The sequence below is a fragment of the Rahnella sp. PAMC25617 genome, from assembly GCF_050606005.1.
In the GTDB taxonomy this organism is placed as follows: Bacteria; Pseudomonadota; Gammaproteobacteria; order Enterobacterales; family Enterobacteriaceae; genus Rahnella; species Rahnella variigena.
Window position 1 is genome coordinate 166,853 of sequence record NZ_JBOCUM010000019.1, and the last position, 16,785, is coordinate 183,637.

The following is a 16,785-nucleotide window of genomic DNA, read 5'->3' on the forward strand; positions in this document are numbered from 1 at the left end:
CCTCTGACAGCAATGCCGTCATTCTGAAATGCTGACCGGCCGGTTGCAATAAAAAAGGCGCGGAAGCCCGCGCCTGATGAGAGATTATTGCCAGATTACCGTTTCGGTCCGGCGCTGACCAACGCGGCACCTGCCGGGGTATCGGTATATTTATCAAAGTTATCGATAAACAATTGCGCGAGATGCTCTGCTTTTTCCTGCCACTGTTCACGGCTGGCGTAAGTATTACGCGGATCCAAAATATGAGTGTCGACGCCCGGTAAGGCGGTCGGAACGGCCAGATTAAACATCGGCAAAGTGAACGTTTCGGCATCATCAATGGTGCCATCTAAAATGGCGTTGATAATCGCACGGGTGTTCTTCAGCGAGATGCGTTTGCCGGTGCCGTTCCAGCCAGTATTCACCAGATAGGCCTGTGCGCCCGCAGCTTCCATACGTTTCACTAATACTTCTGCGTATTTCGTCGGGTGCAGCATCAGGAATGCGGCACCGAAGCAGGCGGAGAATGTCGGCGTTGGTTCATTGACGCCACGCTCAGTGCCCGCCAGTTTGGCCGTAAAACCGGACAGGAAATGATATTGCGTCTGCGATGCCGTCAGGCGCGAAACCGGTGGCAGGACACCAAACGCATCAGCAGTCAGGAAAATTACTTTGCTGGCGTGTCCGGCTTTGGAAACCGGCTTGACGATATTTTCAATGTGGTAAATCGGGTATGAAACGCGGGTGTTCTCGGTTTTGCTGCCGTCATCAAAGTCGATTTTGCCATCTTCACTGACCATCACGTTTTCCAGCAACGCGTCGCGTTTGATGGCTTTGAAGATTTCCGGTTCGGCTTCTTTGCTAAGTTTGATGGTTTTGGCATAGCAACCGCCTTCAAAATTGAAGACACCATCATCGTCCCAGCCATGTTCATCGTCGCCGATAAGTTTGCGCTTCGGATCCGTCGACAACGTCGTTTTACCCGTGCCGGAAAGCCCGAAGAACACCGCGACATCGCCTTTTTCGCCGACGTTAGCCGAACAGTGCATTGAAGCAATCCCTTGTAATGGCAGCAGATAATTCATGACGGCGAACATGCCTTTCTTCATTTCGCCGCCATACCACGAACCGCCGATCAGCTGGATACGCTCGGTCAGGTTGAAGGCAATGAAGTTTTCTGAATTCAGCCCCTGTTTCTGCCAGTCAGGATTGGTACATTTCGCGCCGTTCATGACGATGAAATCCGGTTCGAAATTTTCCAGTTCGCTTTCGGTCGGGCGGATAAACATGTTTTTGACGAAATGCGCCTGCCAGGCGACTTCGGTAATAAAGCGGACTTTCAGACGAGAATCGGCATTTGCGCCGCAGAAAGCATCAATGATAAACAGACGTTTGCCGGACAACTGTTTGCTCACCAGAGCCTTCAGTGACGTCCAGGTTTCCTGTGACATCGGCTTGTTATCATTTTTGCCTTTGCCCTGATCAGACCACCACAGCGTATCGCGGGTGGTGTCATCGCGGACGATGTATTTATCTTTCGGCGAACGACCGGTGAAGATACCGGTATCGACATTGACTGCACCCAGTTCTGTCACTTGCCCGCGCTCAAAGCCTTCGAGACCCGGCGCCGTCTCTTCATTAAAAAGATTTTCGTAATCAGGGTTATAGACGATTTCGCTATTCTGATGGATCCCATAAAGGGCGAGTTTTTCGGCGGTGATCCCGATAGTCGTAGGCATTTCCCTGCTCCTCACTGAACTTTGAATCCCTCGGTAGGGATAAATCAGTTGTTATTGTAGGTATTTATCGCGTTTTAACCGCGACAAGTCTCAAAGAATAACGGGAGGTGTAAATGTTTTTCCAGAATTGTGATGAAAAACTCGAAAGGTATGCAAAAAGGTTATGTAAAAGAAACAAAAAAGGGACTCTTCGGCGAAAAGTCCCTCAATTTTAAACTGTTAACGATCAGTGAACCTGGTCATCTCCGGAGTGAACATCTCCGCCCGCTTTCAGCGTCGCCATGTCCATCGCGTCAAACTCGTAGTCTGCGCCGCAATAATCGCAGTGCATTTCGATTTTGCCATCCGCTTCCAGCATTTCGAGAATATCTTCATCTGGCAGCGTCAGCAGCGCGCCTGCACAGCGCTCACGCGAGCAGGTACAACGGAAACAGACTTCCTGCGGTTCGTAGAGCGTGACTTCTTCCTGATGATACAGGCGGTAAAGCACTTCGTTAGCCGGAAGGTTCAGCAGCTCTTCCGCTTTAATGGTGGTGGTCAGCTGCGCCAGATGACTGAATTCTTCAGGATCGGTATCTTCAGCGGGCAGAACCTGCAACAACATGCCGCCTGCAGCAGGCTGGCCTTCAACTTCACCGGTACGGATGAAGATGCGGGTTGGCAATTGCTCGGATTGCATGAAGTAGTTTTCCAGGCATTCCGCCAGGTTTTCACCTTCCAGACCGACCACGCCCTGATAGCGTTCGCCGACGGTCGGAGAAATGGTGATCACCATGTAGCCGTTACCAATCATCTCTTTCAGAGAACTGCCTTCGGTAATGTCACCTTGCAGACGCGCAATACCGCGCAGTTCCTGTTTGTTATTCCCGTTAATCACGGCCAGTTTCAGCGGGCCATCGCCCTGCAACTGCACGGTAATATCGCCGTCGAATTTCAGGGTCGCGGTCAGCAGGCTGGTCGCTACTAACATTTCGCCCAGCAGATTACGCACTTCTGACGGATAGTCGTGACCGGCAACAATCTCCCGGAAGGTTTCTTTGAGCGAGACCAGTTCGCCGCGAACGGCGTGATGATTGAACAGGTAGCGATGCAGTTGGTCGTGATTAGACATAATTTTCTCTCTTTGTGGCGATTTATTCTGAATCGCCATATTTGAATTTGATCAGGGTCCGCCGTTCCTTTTTATCCGGGCGTCTGTCCGGATGCGGCATTGCATTCATTTTGCGGGCCTCGGAGATTTTCTCCCGGCTGGCAATGCTTGCGTCGGTTTCCTGATACAGTTTCTGTGCTTCTTCCGCGCTGCGGCGCTGAGTGGTCAGCCCCAGAACGGTGATCGTTTTGGTGTCATTACCCTGACGCAGCGTTATTTCGGCATTCAGTTCCATTAGCTTGCTGGGTTTCCCCCGCTGGCCGTTGTAATGCACTTTGCCGCCATCAATCATCTCTCGTGCCAGCGCGCGGGTCTTATAAAAACGAGCTGCCCACAGCCATTTATCGAGACGTACTGCGTTATCGTCGTCGTCCTTTTTACCTTTCATCTTTCTCCCCTGACGCTACCGGAATTATTTAGCCGGGCCTGTTACGGGGTGAATCGAAGGCAACAGGCTACGGAAGTCATTAATGGAGGGATGGTCCTGAAATGACTTATCTGCCATGGTCGAATCCGGATTTTCTATACCCAGACAATAGCGGATACCGAAGGTTTTTGCCGCATTCAGGATCGGTTCACCGTCATCGACAAATAAAGTCCGTTCAGGATCAAAGCCTGTTTGCTTTTGGACCGCAGACCACAACCGCTGATCTTCCTTCGGATATCCAAATGTGTGGGTGGAAAGTAATAAATCAAGGTGCTGATCTAAACCGGTATGCTCAATTTTAACGGACAGACTGTGTGGATGTGCGTTGGTCAGCAAAATAGTCTGACGACCGCTTTCACGGAGATGCGTCAGAAAAGGCAGCGTATCGTCACGCAATCGCGCATTTTTGCCGATATTCGTGGTCATCTGATAGATATCCATGTCCAGCCGCTCGCTCCAGTAATCAAAGCAATACCAGTTCATGGTGTGCTGCACCGCCAGATATTCCTCATGAATAATCTGCCGGGCATTTTCAAGCGAAATAGACCGCTGCTGGCTCAGTGCTAACGGTACATCCTGCAACCAGAACTGACTGTCGAACGCCAGATCCAGCAATGTGCCGTCCATGTCGAGTAAAACGGTATCAATGGAATTCCAGTTAAAATCAGGGGGCATGAAAACTCCATGTCCTGGCGGCTGAAGTGGGGCCGTGCGCCGCAGGAGAGAAAAAATGAAAGCAGGGAAGGGCTTCAGGGTAGCACAATCTCACAGGGCGGCGCAGAGCCACCCTGCGGTTTTCAGCCAGGGTTATGTGCCATCACGGGCGTCAGCGTGGGGTGAAAACACGAATTGTAATGTTGCTGGATATCGTCGATGCGGCGCTTATCTTTTATAAAGCGGCGGATAAACAACACGCTGTTCACCAGCAGAATTCCGAACAACAGGAACAGCAACACGCTGGTACCGAGATAACGCCACAGCGTCGAGATGTCCGGCTCGCTGTGCAATGAAATATGACGGGTACCGTTGGCATCTACGCTGATACTGGTGATCACTCCCTGCGCACTGAACGGGGTGTGAAGCAGCAGGGTAGATAAATGTTGCAGTTGCTTCCACTGATCCTGTGGCGGATTGGCGTACAACCCGACCGGCGGAGCTGGCATTTCAATCAAATCACGGCCTTCATCATTGCTGATTAAGAAACCACCTGGTGGCGGGCTGTTGAGGCTGTCAGCCGCACGACGGGTTTCCTGCATGAAGAACGACGACGTGGCGTTATTCACCAGCTCGCTCAGCGACTGCGCACTGATCGGTCGCAACAGCACGTTGATACCCTGCAATGAGCCCGCTTTCGCCCGTTTAACCAGTGAATTCCAGTTACTTGAGTTCCCCAGATTCACCAGCGCGTTTTTCAGCCGCACGCAATCATTGCTGTTTCCGCATAACGCTTCTGTTTTCAGTACGATATCTGCAAAGTCATCCAGCAGGATCATGCCGGATTTCTCAATCGCGGTAGCCAGTTGCGGGTTGATATTTTGCTCGGGGCTTTCGCCGGGATGCATCTGATTATTAACCGTCGTCTGCAACGCCGTCGCGGCTTCAATGATTTCTGACTGCGGGACAGGCAGCGGCGTCGCGTTATTCCAGTAGATGGCAGAACAATCGAAAGGCATGTAACCGGAGGCGGTACGGGTAGCTGACGGTGGCACATAACACATGCCTGTCCCCTGAACTTTCAGGGTATCGCCAACGCGCAGCGTAGTTTTTTCCAGATCCTGAACGCTGTTAACCTGCGTACTTTGCGCGCCCTGTAGCCAGGCAATGCTGAGCTTCAGTGGCAGGCCAAGAGGGACATAAACCAGTAATGCCAGCAGCAGAAGAAATGCGCTGGTAGCCAGTACAAGATTTTTTCCCCAAAGCTGGAGCGGGAATTTTTTGACCTCATCATGCAATGACAAAATGCTGCCCTGACGGACAACCTGACTGTTCATATACACTTCGACATCCGTCGGCTGACCCAGGTCGCGGCCAATATAAGGTTGCCAGTGTGGCGGATATATCAGGTCGATAGCACCGAGAGAAATATTGCTGATATCACCTTGCTTGGACTCACCAAACAATCCCCAGCGTTTAGGTAAACCCCGCAGGCAGTGGATTTCTTTACGGTTTTTACCAAAGCGTTCAGACACCACCCGCCAGATAACCCAGCCCGCCAGCGCTGCGGCAACCATCAGGATCCAGGGGAGAAAGATCACCGGGCTTTGCAACGTGATGAACAGCAGCAGGAGAATGCCCGAAACGGCCAGCGCTTCTTTGACGCCGTTCGAACGGGTCAGGGCGCGTTCCTCGCGGGTTTCGCTGCGCACTTTCACCAGTTCAATATGTTCACTTTCTTCATGGCGGATTGATGCGTTCTGCGGCTGAGAAGGGATTACCGCTGAAACCGGCACCGGACCTTCGTAGACATGATCCGCCAGAGTGTGGCCGTTGAGTGAAATCACCAGCGGCAGGGTCTGCGTTTTGATCAGCTCGACTTCGTTTTCCTGAGCGATGTACTGCTCCCAGAAAGGCGGCAGGTGAATTTCAGTCGCATCCAGGAAATAACGCCATTTGTTGGGATCTTCACTCGCCACGCCATAACGGGTGATTGCACGCTTAAGGCTGTAAACATTTTCGCTTTTAGTGGTCAGCGTCAGTTTATCTTGCAGGATAATCAGATTATTACGGTGGGTGATCGGCGTCTGTCCGAGGCCTTCATACTGGCGAAGATAACGCTCTACGGCATCGCGTTCTTTTTGTGAAAGTTTGCGCTGGCTTGGTGCGGAAAAACGCACGACAGATTCGTCGCGTTGGCGGCGGCGCAATACAAGCCAAAAATAAGACGCTGTGGCAATGATTGCGATACACAACAACACCAATGTCACGACTACTGTGCTCATCCGATCCCCGTTCAGACGTGGGTGACTTACGTCAACTCTGTGAAAGTATTATACATAAATGGAATGCACATTTTGCGCGCGTGTGCCTTTTAGGTAGGAATTTTATTATTCTTTGGGTGAATATTATGCACAAAAATACCACGCTAGAGGATACCTGCATTTAAGAACTGTCTGGTATCGGTATAATCCTATTTTGATGTCTCAATGTTTTTGTTACAGCAAAAATGTGACCAGCGTGAGTGTTCGGATGCTTTTTACGCTTTTTTTGCTGATTTTTTAGGGGCTTTCTGTGCAAAAAATGAGTGCGTTCTGAACCGGTTTGCAGTAAAGATTGCGATTCTGGCTCTCAATAACGCACAATGCTCATTGATAGCGGTCTTTAAACAGAAAAACGAACCCATTAGAACACCTCTGGTCAGGTGAATAATAAGTTGGGGATGAAATGACACAACACCTGCAAAAACCGAAAATCACTAAGGTGGAAACCGTAGCCCGTTCGCGTCTGTTCACCATTGAATCCGTTGATCTGACGTTCAGCAATGGCGCAGAGCGTGTTTACGAACGTATGCGGCCCTCAGATCGCGAAGCGGTGATGATTATTCCTGTCATTGATAATGAGCTGGTGTTAATCCACGAATATGCTGTCGGCATTGAAAGCTATGAACTGGGTTTTCCTAAAGGGCTGATTGATCCCGGCGAGAGTATTCTGGAAGCGGCTAACCGCGAACTCATGGAAGAAGTCGGCTTTGGTGCCCGGCATTTTGATGTGCTGGCCAAACTGACTATGGCACCTTCGTATTTTTCCAGCCGCATGAATATCGTCATTGCCAAAGATCTTTACCTGAAAAGTCTGGAAGGCGATGAGCCGGAACCGTTGCCGCAAACCCGCTGGCCGGTTTCACGGATGATGGAATTGCTGCAACACCCTGATTTTTGCGAAGCCCGTAACGTCAGCGCTCTGTTCCTTGCGCATGATTTTCTGACGCGCAACGCCCGCTGAATTCCCCGATAAAATCCCATTAAAAAAGCCGGTCATGCTTGATGCAGACCGGCTTTTTGCTTTACAGCTTACGCATCAGAACAGTTCATGTTCCTGACCGTTATCCATGATGGTGGTCCCGACTTCATGCACGGCATGTTCTGTCGGCTGAGTCCCGTCGATGAAGTATTCCGGACGACTGTTACCGCCGCCATCAGACAACTTACCGGAACTCTTATCGATAGTGACCGTCACTACGCCTGGTGGTGGTGTTTGTGGCTGTTCCGGCACGCCGTCCAGCACGGCTTTCATGTAATCATCCCAGGCTGGCTGAGCACTCTTCGCGCCGCCTTCTGCACCGGAAATCTGATCAGGGATCACACCTGAAGCCGTTGAACGACCCAGATCACGACGGTGATCGTCAAAACCAATCCAGACCGAGGTGACAACATTCGGGCCATAACCTGAGAACCACGCATCTTTCGAGCTGTTGGTTGTACCGGTTTTACCGCCAATGTCGTGGCGCTTAAGGTCACGCCCTGCACGCCAGCCGGTTCCCATCCAGCCTGGTTCACCGAAAATGTTGGAGTTCAGTGCATCGCTTATCAGGAATGAAAGCGGTGTGCTGATCACGTGCGGCGCGTATTGCTGCGCGGCGTCAACCTGCGGTGAGTTAGGCGGGACCTGCTCCAGTTGCGGAGTTGGTACGCTGGTATTATTGCCGGTGGTCGATGTTGCCACGTTTTCTACGTTGTCATCGGACAGCACCGCTGATTTCTGCGTATCGCCATAAATCACCGGAATATTACAGGTGCGGCAGGCAATTTTGGGTTTCGCTTCAAACTGAACCTGACCGGATTCATCCACGATTTTGGTGATGAAATACGGGTCAACCAGATAGCCGCCGTTGGTCAGGGTGGCGTAACCGCGCACAACCTGTAACGGGGTGAAAGAAGCCGAGCCCAGCGCCAGCGATTCGGAATGCACAATGTTAGAAGCCGGGAAGCCGAAACGTTGCAGGTATTCTGCTGCGTAATCCACACCCATCGCACGCATCGCACGCACCATCACCACGTTTTTAGACTCACCCAGACCCCGGCGTAAGCGGATCGGACCGTAATACGTTGGCGGTGAATTCTTCGGACGCCAATCTGTACCGGCACCGGCATCCCAGCGGGTAATCGGCATGTCATTCAGAATGGTCGCCAGCGTCAGGCCTTTGTCCATTGCTGCGGTATACAGGAACGGTTTGATGTTTGAACCGAGCTGACGCACCGCCTGATTGGCACGGTTGAATTTACTCTGGTTAAAGTCAAAGCCGCCGACCAGCGCTTCAATCGCACCGTCGTTTGGATTGAGCGAAACGATAGCTGAGTTCACGTCAGGAACCTGCGCCAGCCACCAGACATCGCCCACTTTACGAACCCAAATTTGCTGGCCAGGGCGAACCACATCAGACACTTTTTTCGGCGTCGGCCCCTGAGCATTATCGTTACGGTAAGGACGCGCCCAGCGCATACCGCTAAACGGCAGACTGATTACCGCGCGGTTCGACATGGTCGCCGTCGCCTGTGCATCATCTGTTGCGGTAATAACCGCAGGGAACAGCGGGCCATACACTGGCAGCGTTTTCAGTGACTGAACAATTTTGTCCTGATCCCACGCCGGTTCGCCGACTTTCCACAATTCATTAGACGGACCGCGATAGCCGTGACGCATATCGTAGTTGAGAACGTTGGTACGCAAGGCTTCCTGCGCTGCAAGCTGCGTTTTCCTGGTAATGGTGGTGTAAACCATGTAGCCATCGTTATAAGCGTTATCGCCATAACGTTTCACCATTTCCTGACGCACCATTTCTGTCAGGTACGGCGCAGAGAACTCAATGTGCGGGGCATGATAATTCGCCACCAGCGGCTCAGCGCGAGCCTGATCGTACTGCGCCTGCGTGATGTATTTTTCATCCAGCATACGGGCCAGCACGGTGTTACGACGCGCCAGAGAACGGTCATGGGAATACAACGGGTTAAAGGTTGACGGTGCTTTAGGCAGACCGGCGATCACTGCCATTTCACTCAGTGTCAGCTGGCTGACATCTTTACCGAAATAAACCTGGGCAGCGGCACCCACGCCATAGGCACGGTAACCGAGATAAATCTTGTTGAGATACAGCTCGAGGATTTCATCTTTGGACATCATCTGCTCAATGCGGATGGCCAAAAACGCTTCCTTAATTTTACGGGTCAGCGTGCGTTCAGGACTTAAGAAGAAGTTACGTGCCAGCTGCTGAGTAATGGTACTCGCGCCCTGTGAGGCATGGCCGGACACCAGCGCAACGGAAGCCGCACGGAAAATACCGATAGGATCCACGCCGTGGTGTTCATAGAAACGACTGTCTTCGGTCGCGATAAACGCATGCACCATTTCCGGTGGGATTTGGTCGAGTTTCAGCGGGATACGACGTTTTTCGCCGTATTGGGCGATCAAATCGCCATCAGCACTGAAAACCTGCATGGGTGTTTGCAGGCGCACGTCTTTGAGCGTGGCGACATCGGGTAACTGAGGCTCGATATATTTATACAATCCGAAGATCGAGGCGGCTCCCAGCAAAATGCAACACACTGCAAGAATCAATAAATACTTTACGAACTTCACCTGAGATTTCCCATTAAGTGTCAATTGGGCAGTTTATAAACAACCGCGCGGTAGTATAAAGGCAAGCCAGCAACATGGATACGTTCTTTTATTTACCTGACAATATGGAGATTGGGCGAAAATGAGACTACAAGCATGGCAGGTAGGTCTGGATATTCAAGCCGGTTTTGCCCGTGCGATCGCCGTTCAGCGGCGGCGGAATGGCTGGCAATTACGTCACTGGTGGCAGCATCCGCTGCCTTCCTTCACATTGCGGGAGGGGATATTACATGAGACCGCGCCGCTGATCGCCATTTTATCGTGCTGGCGAAAAACCCTCCCGACGACATTTTCTCTGCGAATTACCCTTCCGGCACAACGGATTATGCAACAACGCATGGCGGCGCCGGATCCCCGTTTGCGCGATCCCGCCCGCAGTGCGTTTATCTTTGCGCATGCAGCGAAACAGTTTCCGCTGGGCATGGAACATCTGGTGATGGATTACCGCGCTGATCCGCACGGCGACAATCAGGTGGTGGTCACCGCAGCCAGACAACAGGAAATTCAGCAATGGATGGAATGTCTGTCTCAGGCGCAGCTTTATCCGGATGCCATCGAACTGACCCCCTGCGCACTTCAGGTGGCGGCTTTTGCTGCCGGCCTTCCGGGTGACGCATTGCTGGTTCATCGGCTTGATGACGGATTCCTCTGGGCCTCGCCCCACAGTTTGCCATTTCAGTTTGGTTTGTCTGATGACGCATCTGAAGATCTGCCGCTGTCAGAACGCATCCGCCAGCAATACCGCGCGGCGGCGTTGTGCCACAGCGAATGCTTTTTCAGCGGAGCGTCTCCACTTCCGGCAATGCAATGCTGGTCGCCCCTCAGTGCTATTGCGCAGTTATCCGCGCCGTTGCCCGTCAATCCGGGGGATTTCGCACCCGCAGTTGGGCTGGCATTGCGGCAGGGCGATCACTGATGCTGCAGGTAAATTTATTGCCCTGGCGGAAACTTCGCCTGCAGCGCCGGAGCCGTTACTGGCTGAAAATGTTTATCAGTTTTCCGGCGATTATCACGATGACTTTTCTGACACTGACCGCCTTTCTCGTTCAGGAGCGGGCACTGCGGCAACTGCATTTATCTGCGCTGAATACCTCTGTTCAGGTGTTATCGCGCCAGCTGCTGGAGGTGAACGCGGCAACGGAACGGGTAAAAACGCTGAATGCGCAGCGTCTGGCTGCTCTTCAGCAACTGAAGCGAAGTCAGGATTATCTTCAGTTACTGGAATTAGTGGCTGCGCAGATCCCGCAAGACGTGAGCCTGACTGAAATGACGGAGCATCAGCAAGCTCTGACGCTGAAGGGAGAGGGCCACTTTTATCACGATATTTTGTCTTTCCGGGACGTGCTGGCGGCCAGCGGGTTGTTTGGCAACGTCAGCCTTTCTGATGTTCAGCAACAACCTGACCGGATACTGAGCTTCGTGATAAAGACACAATTCCGCTCCGCCAGTCCCGCGCCTGAACAAGGGAAAGCGCCATGATGAGGCTTTTTTCAGAACGCCTCGAGCCACTGATGGAAAAACCGGCCTGGCAGAGAGGCCTGAATCTGACCGCTGGCGTGCTGGTTCTGATGCTGTTGCTTTACGTCTTCGCATTTCGCGGATTGTGGCAGCAACAGGCTGCACTGACACGGGATATTGCGATAGCACAGCGCACCGTTTTTCAGTCTCAGAGGGATTTGTTGCGTTTACCTCCGCTGAACACCCTGAAGCAGGAAATCCAAAATAACGCAGTTCTTGTGCAAGAGAGTTTGCCGCTAGCGCAACAATTTGCTCAGCCGCTGAAAGACGCCGGAGCAGAGTTGCTTCGCTGGTCGCCAGCCCTGCAGCCGAAAGCAGAAGAACAGGGGACGCTGGATTTGCAGCTGACTTTTTCCGGCCTGACACATTTTCTTCATGCCTTGCTGCAACGTCCGGAACATCCCGCGTTCAGTGAGCCGGATATCAGGATGACTGCCTCCGGTTTAAAAGCATCGATTCTGCTAACGCAAACGACCGGTACCGGCGGTTTGGCTTTCAACTCACCCGGTGCTGTGGCCGCGCGCGACCCTTTTTCACGTCTGGCTTCCTCAACATGTCCGGACGATTCTGCGATGTCGGGTTGGATCCTGAGCGGCATTTCACAGGCGGATGGCCGGCAATCAGGCTGGCTGTTATCGCCAGATGGCCGCTGGACAAAAGTCGAGGCCGGTAATCAGGTGGGAACGCCCGCATGGACAGTCGAAACACTGAACGCCTCGCAGGCAGAGCTCAGTCTCAGCGAGCCACGGTGCGGTTTGCTGCGCCAGACTCTGCGTTTGGGTAAGAACTCTGCGTTTAAGTAAGAAAAACGATTCTCCACGGAAAGGAAAATAATGAAATACATCAATCATAAACTGGCTCTTGTTCTGCTTTGCCTGTGCCTCAGTCCGGTGAAAGCTGCCCCGGCGCTTATTTCTCTGGAGTTTCCGTCATCGCCTGTCGGCCTGGTCTTGCAGGCACTGGCGGATTCGCGGCAACTCAATCTGGTCACTGCACCGGGTGTGGACGGCGAAATCAGCGTGAAGCTTAAAGAGGTGCCGTGGCAGCAGGCGCTCGACATCATTCTGAAAATGAGCCATCTCACCAGCGAGTTGCAGGGCAATGTTTTACTGGTGTCTCCGGTGGTTGATCCGCTGATTCAGCGACAGCAGCAGGAAGATGCCGCCGGGCAACGGGCGCTGAACAGCCCGATCATCAGCATGACCGTGCCGCTGCGGTATGCGGATGCCAAAGATACTGCGCAGAGTCTGAATACCCAAAAAGGGTCTTTGCTTTCGGTGAAAGGCAATGCGTCGGCCGATACCCGAACCAATACGCTTTTATTACGGGATACGCAGGAGGCGCTGGACGTTGTTGCGCCGTGGATAAAAGAAATGGATTTCCCGCTACAGCAGGTACAACTTGCGGCACATATCGTGACGATGAACAGTGAGAGCTTGCGGGAGTTGGGCGTGCAATGGGGGTTTACCGGTGATGAGCCGATCACGAAAGCCGTGCGTATGAACAATTTCAGTATGGGAATGCCGGTTGAGAATCCGATATTTACGGCGGGCTTCAATCTGGCGCACATCAGCGGGCGGATCCTGGAACTGGAACTGACCGCCCTTGAGCAGGAAGATAAGGTGGATATTATTGCCAGCCCGCGACTGATGACGGCGCATATGCAAACCGCCAGTATCAAGCAGGGGACCGAAATTCCTTATCAGGTTTCGAGCGGCGCCAGTGGCAGCACATCCATTGAATTTAAAGAAGCCGTGCTCGGGATGGAAGTGACGCCGAAGATCTTACGCGACGGGCGCATTCAGATGGCCTTACAGATAAGCCAGAACATGCCGGGAAGAAGTATAAAACAGTCAGAAGGCGAGGCACTGGCTATCGACAAGCAGGAAATTAAAACTCAGGTGACGGTGAAGGATGGGGAAACCATTGTGCTTGGCGGGATATTTCAGCGTAAAAATCAGAAAACAGATACAAAAGTGCCGTTGCTGGGCGACATGCCGGTGGTCGGTTCCTTGTTTAAACATCAGTACACAAGTGAACAGCGGCGTGAGTTGGTGATTTTTATCACTCCGACCCTAATCCACACGCGATAAACGGGTATTCTGACTTAACGTAAATTGCACAATAACGTTGAGCACATGCAACTTTTTGTGTCGCAAGAGGCTTCTGCGTTTGACGCTGCCGTCGATTTAGCTTACAAGGGTTACCGAATTGAGCACCGTGATCTTTTTATTACGACAGACACGCCGATAAAAACGTACGGTTTCCCTCCTGCGGCGTGCAAAGTGATTTATTCGGTTGCCAAACTACCAAGAGTGTTGAGATAATTTTTTTCTGATCTCGCACTATATCGCTCATGAGGTTTCAGTTTAGGTCCCGCCGCTAATTTGATTGGCGGGGCGGGTTATCATCAACGAATTGTCTTAGTAATACCGAAAAACATGGCAGAGAAACGCAATATCTTTCTGGTTGGGCCTATGGGTGCCGGCAAAAGCACTATTGGTCGACAGTTAGCTCAGCAACTCAATATGGAGTTTTTCGACTCCGATCACGAAATTGAGCGACGTACCGGAGCTGATGTGGGCTGGGTATTTGATTTAGAAGGCGAAGACGGATTCCGCGACCGCGAAGAAAAAGTGATCAACGAACTGACCGAAAAACAAGGCATTGTTCTGGCGACAGGTGGCGGTTCCGTGAAATCACGTGAAACCCGTAACCGTTTGTCAGCGCGTGGCGTTGTCGTCTATCTTGAAACTACCATCGAAAAACAACTGGCGCGTACACAACGCGACAAAAAACGTCCATTATTACAAGTGAGTGCTCCGCCACGTGAAGTGCTTGAAGCACTGGCGAGAGAGCGTAATCCTTTGTATGAAGAGATTGCCGACGTCACTATTCGTACCGATGATCAAAGTGCCAAAGTCGTTGCTAACCAGATTATTAACATGCTGGAAAGTAACTGATTATTGGTTTCCATCATTGCCTGAGGGTGTTAGTTAAAGAAGGTCACAGAGCACGACATGGAGAGGATTACCGTAACGTTAGGGGAGCGTAGCTACCCCATTACGATTGCTGCCGGATTGTTCCACGATCCGGCTTCTTTTATGCCGGTAAAGGCAGGCGATCAGGTCATGATAGTGACCAATGAAACCCTCGCCCCTCTCTATCTGGACGCAATCCGTTCAGTGCTGGAGCAGGCAGGCGTTCGTGTTGATCAGGTGATTTTGCCTGATGGTGAACAATACAAATCCCTGGCTGTTCTAAATGACGTGTTTTCCGCGCTGCTTGAAAAGCCGCACGGACGTGATACCACGCTTGTCGCCCTTGGCGGCGGCGTTGTCGGTGATTTAACCGGCTTCGCCGCAGCCAGTTATCAACGCGGTGTACGCTTTGTTCAGGTGCCAACCACGCTGCTATCTCAGGTCGATTCCTCTGTTGGCGGTAAAACAGCGGTAAACCATCCCCTCGGAAAAAACATGATCGGCGCGTTTTATCAGCCTGCGTCGGTGGTGGTTGATCTTGACTGTCTGAGAACTCTGCCTGCCCGTGAAATGTCATCGGGTCTCGCGGAAGTCATCAAATACGGCATTATTTTGGATGCCGACTTCTTTACCTGGCTTGAAGACAACATGGACGCTCTGCTGGCGCTGGATATGAACGCGCTGGCTTACTGCATCCGTCGTTGCTGCGAGCTGAAAGCCGAGGTGGTGGCAGCCGATGAACGTGAAAACGGACTGCGCGCCTTGCTGAATCTGGGCCATACTTACGGCCATGCTATTGAAGCAGAAATGGGTTATGGCAACTGGTTGCACGGCGAGGCTGTGGCGGCCGGGATGGTGATGGCCTGTTATACGGCTCATCGTCTTGGGCAATTCAGTCTGGGTGATATTGCCCGGGTGAAAGCGTTGCTGACTCGTGCGGGTTTACCGGTAACCGGTCCCGAAGTGATGGACGCCCCGTCTTATCTGCCGCACATGATGCGTGATAAGAAAGTGCTGGCTGGCGAGTTGCGTCTGGTTTTACCAAAAGCCATTGGTCAGTCTGAAGTACGCTCCGGCGTATCACATGAAATGGTGCTGGCTTCGATTGAAGATTGCCGTTAAGAATGTGGCCATAATTTTGGCCAGATAACGACCGATTTCACCCATGCCAGCAAAGCTTTATTTTTTAGTCAGGATAGTTGCTCCGCGTAAAGCCAGTTTAGGCTTTTAGCCGGGTTGGAGGTTTTAGATGGATGATTTAACACCGGAAGACGATCTCAAACCAGACACCAGCGATCGCCGCCCGCCGCGCGCCCGCAAACCGTCTCCTTCCATTCCCAAAGTTGCTGTTTCCCGTCAGTACGTGATGATCGGCATCGGTATTGTGGTGCTGGTATTGCTGATTGTCGGCATCGGCTCCGCCATGAAGTCGCCAACATCCAATCAGCCAGCCCAGCAGAACAACGGACCGAAAGACATTAGTCTTGCCGGTAACGATGCAGCAGCGCCTGCTCAGCCTTCTGCCCAGGCTCAGGCCAATACGGCGCAAGCCGTTAACGGTCAGCAACCTGCTGATGGCCAGCAACCGAAGAGTATCGGCTTACCGCCGGTTTCCTCCACACCAACGGAAGCCCAGCCCGTTCCGGATAATGGTCAGGCGAAAGAGCGGGTCGATTTGCCTGGCGATATGAGTGATGCGTTATCTTCTCAGCAAAATCAGGTGGATAATGCCGCGCAGGGTGGAATGAATCCTGCTGCACAGTCACTGACCTCTTTGCCAACCGCCCCGGCGACCGTGAACGGTTCTGCCCGCACTCAGGCAGTGGCCGGTGCTCAACCATCCGCCTCGCATATCCGCCCGGCTCCGGTTGTTCGTAATCCACAGACTTCACACACGGCGAAACCGGCAGAGCACAAACCTGCTGCGACCAGCCAGACTGCACATGCAGCGAAACCGCAGGCTTCCAAATCATCGGCAACAGCGGCTCCGTCAGCGTCATCTTCTGTCGCGTCGTCAGGCAGTTCAGCGGCCATCAAGTCAGCGCCGGGTACGCACTTTACCCTGCAATTAAGCGGAGCTTCACAATCGAACTCGCTGAACGCCTTTGCTAAACAGCAAGGTCTGAAAAATTATCTGGTATATCAGACAGCCCGCGACGGGAAGCCGTGGTTTGTGCTGGTCAGTGGTAACTATGCTTCTTCTGCAGAAGCCAAACGTGCCATTTCCAGCTTGCCTGCGGAAGTTCAGGCGAAAAAACCGTGGGTCAAACCTGTACATCAGGTACAGCAAGACCTGAAAAAATGAAACTGATCTCAACGCGATTTGCTGTCTAAAAACAGGATACAATCCGCGGCTGTGAATTGTATAAGTAGCTAACTGAC

The 16,785-nt window shown here is 52.3% G+C and carries 14 protein-coding genes; 8 read left to right on the plus strand and 6 right to left on the minus strand.

Translation table 11 applies throughout. From position 1 onward, the window contains the following. Window positions 1–95 precede the first annotated feature (95 nt). The 5 genes from pckA to ACM615_RS22165 all read right to left on the minus strand — a co-directional run bounded on the left by pckA (window position 96) and on the right by ACM615_RS22165 (window position 6,234). Entirely contained in the window at window positions 96–1,718 is a 1,623-nt protein-coding gene (gene pckA / locus ACM615_RS22145; RefSeq protein WP_431012546.1) for a phosphoenolpyruvate carboxykinase (ATP), read from the minus strand. Between the two features lie 226 nt (window positions 1,719–1,944). Then, complete coding sequence (gene hslO, locus ACM615_RS22150; RefSeq protein ID WP_431012547.1) at window positions 1,945–2,829, minus strand: Hsp33 family molecular chaperone HslO; 885 nt, start codon at window positions 2,827–2,829, stop codon at window positions 1,945–1,947. A 22-nt stretch (window positions 2,830–2,851) separates the two neighbouring features. Further along, on the minus strand, window positions 2,852–3,256 hold the full coding sequence (gene hslR, locus ACM615_RS22155) for a ribosome-associated heat shock protein Hsp15 (protein ID WP_129637659.1): 405 nt from the start codon (window positions 3,254–3,256) through the stop codon (window positions 2,852–2,854). A gap of 24 nt (window positions 3,257–3,280) precedes the next feature. Then, window positions 3,281–3,970, minus strand: coding sequence for a GMP/IMP nucleotidase (yrfG, locus tag ACM615_RS22160; RefSeq protein ID WP_112288643.1), 690 nt, complete (start codon window positions 3,968–3,970; stop codon window positions 3,281–3,283). 122 nt (window positions 3,971–4,092) lie between these two features. Beyond that, window positions 4,093–6,234 carry an intracellular growth attenuator family protein gene (locus ACM615_RS22165; protein WP_181955535.1) on the minus strand — a complete coding sequence of 714 codons (2,142 nt, stop codon included), beginning with the start codon at window positions 6,232–6,234 and terminating at the stop codon, window positions 4,093–4,095. A gap of 442 nt (window positions 6,235–6,676) precedes the next feature. Here ACM615_RS22165 and nudE point away from each other — a divergent pair, with 442 nt between their 5' ends. After that, a complete protein-coding gene (gene nudE / locus ACM615_RS22170; protein ID WP_112288641.1) occupies window positions 6,677–7,234 on the plus strand; it encodes an ADP compounds hydrolase NudE in 558 nt (185 codons plus the stop codon). A gap of 75 nt (window positions 7,235–7,309) precedes the next feature. Here nudE and mrcA read toward each other — a convergent pair whose 3' ends face one another. Beyond that, a complete protein-coding gene (mrcA, locus tag ACM615_RS22175; protein ID WP_112288640.1) occupies window positions 7,310–9,865 on the minus strand; it encodes a peptidoglycan glycosyltransferase/peptidoglycan DD-transpeptidase MrcA in 2,556 nt (851 codons plus the stop codon). Between the two features lie 121 nt (window positions 9,866–9,986). Between mrcA and pilM the strand changes: the two genes are divergently transcribed. From pilM to ACM615_RS22210, 7 genes are all read left to right on the plus strand, one after another. Then, window positions 9,987–10,820 (plus strand): pilus assembly protein PilM, encoded by an 834-nt coding sequence (pilM, locus tag ACM615_RS22180; protein WP_159281906.1) that lies wholly within the window; start codon window positions 9,987–9,989, stop codon window positions 10,818–10,820. Continuing rightward, window positions 10,820–11,383, plus strand: a complete 564-nt coding sequence (locus ACM615_RS22185; RefSeq protein ID WP_120162602.1) for a PilN domain-containing protein — start codon at window positions 10,820–10,822, stop codon at window positions 11,381–11,383. The genes pilM and ACM615_RS22185 overlap by 1 nt, the downstream gene beginning before the upstream one ends. Further along, window positions 11,380–12,225 carry a pilus assembly protein PilO gene (locus tag ACM615_RS22190; RefSeq protein ID WP_431012548.1) on the plus strand — a complete coding sequence of 282 codons (846 nt, stop codon included), beginning with the start codon at window positions 11,380–11,382 and terminating at the stop codon, window positions 12,223–12,225. The genes ACM615_RS22185 and ACM615_RS22190 overlap by 4 nt, the downstream gene beginning before the upstream one ends. Before the next feature lie 30 nt (window positions 12,226–12,255). After that, a complete protein-coding gene (gene hofQ, locus ACM615_RS22195) occupies window positions 12,256–13,515 on the plus strand; it encodes a DNA uptake porin HofQ (RefSeq protein WP_431012549.1) in 1,260 nt (419 codons plus the stop codon). A 348-nt stretch (window positions 13,516–13,863) separates the two neighbouring features. After that, on the plus strand, window positions 13,864–14,385 hold the full coding sequence (gene aroK, locus ACM615_RS22200; protein WP_014333540.1) for a shikimate kinase AroK: 522 nt from the start codon (window positions 13,864–13,866) through the stop codon (window positions 14,383–14,385). Window positions 14,386–14,442: 57 nt separating this feature from the next. Beyond that, on the plus strand, window positions 14,443–15,525 hold the full coding sequence (aroB, locus tag ACM615_RS22205) for a 3-dehydroquinate synthase (protein WP_112288635.1): 1,083 nt from the start codon (window positions 14,443–14,445) through the stop codon (window positions 15,523–15,525). A gap of 127 nt (window positions 15,526–15,652) precedes the next feature. Continuing rightward, window positions 15,653–16,708, plus strand: a complete 1,056-nt coding sequence (locus ACM615_RS22210; protein WP_431012550.1) for an SPOR domain-containing protein — start codon at window positions 15,653–15,655, stop codon at window positions 16,706–16,708. Window positions 16,709–16,785: the final 77 nt, after the last annotated feature.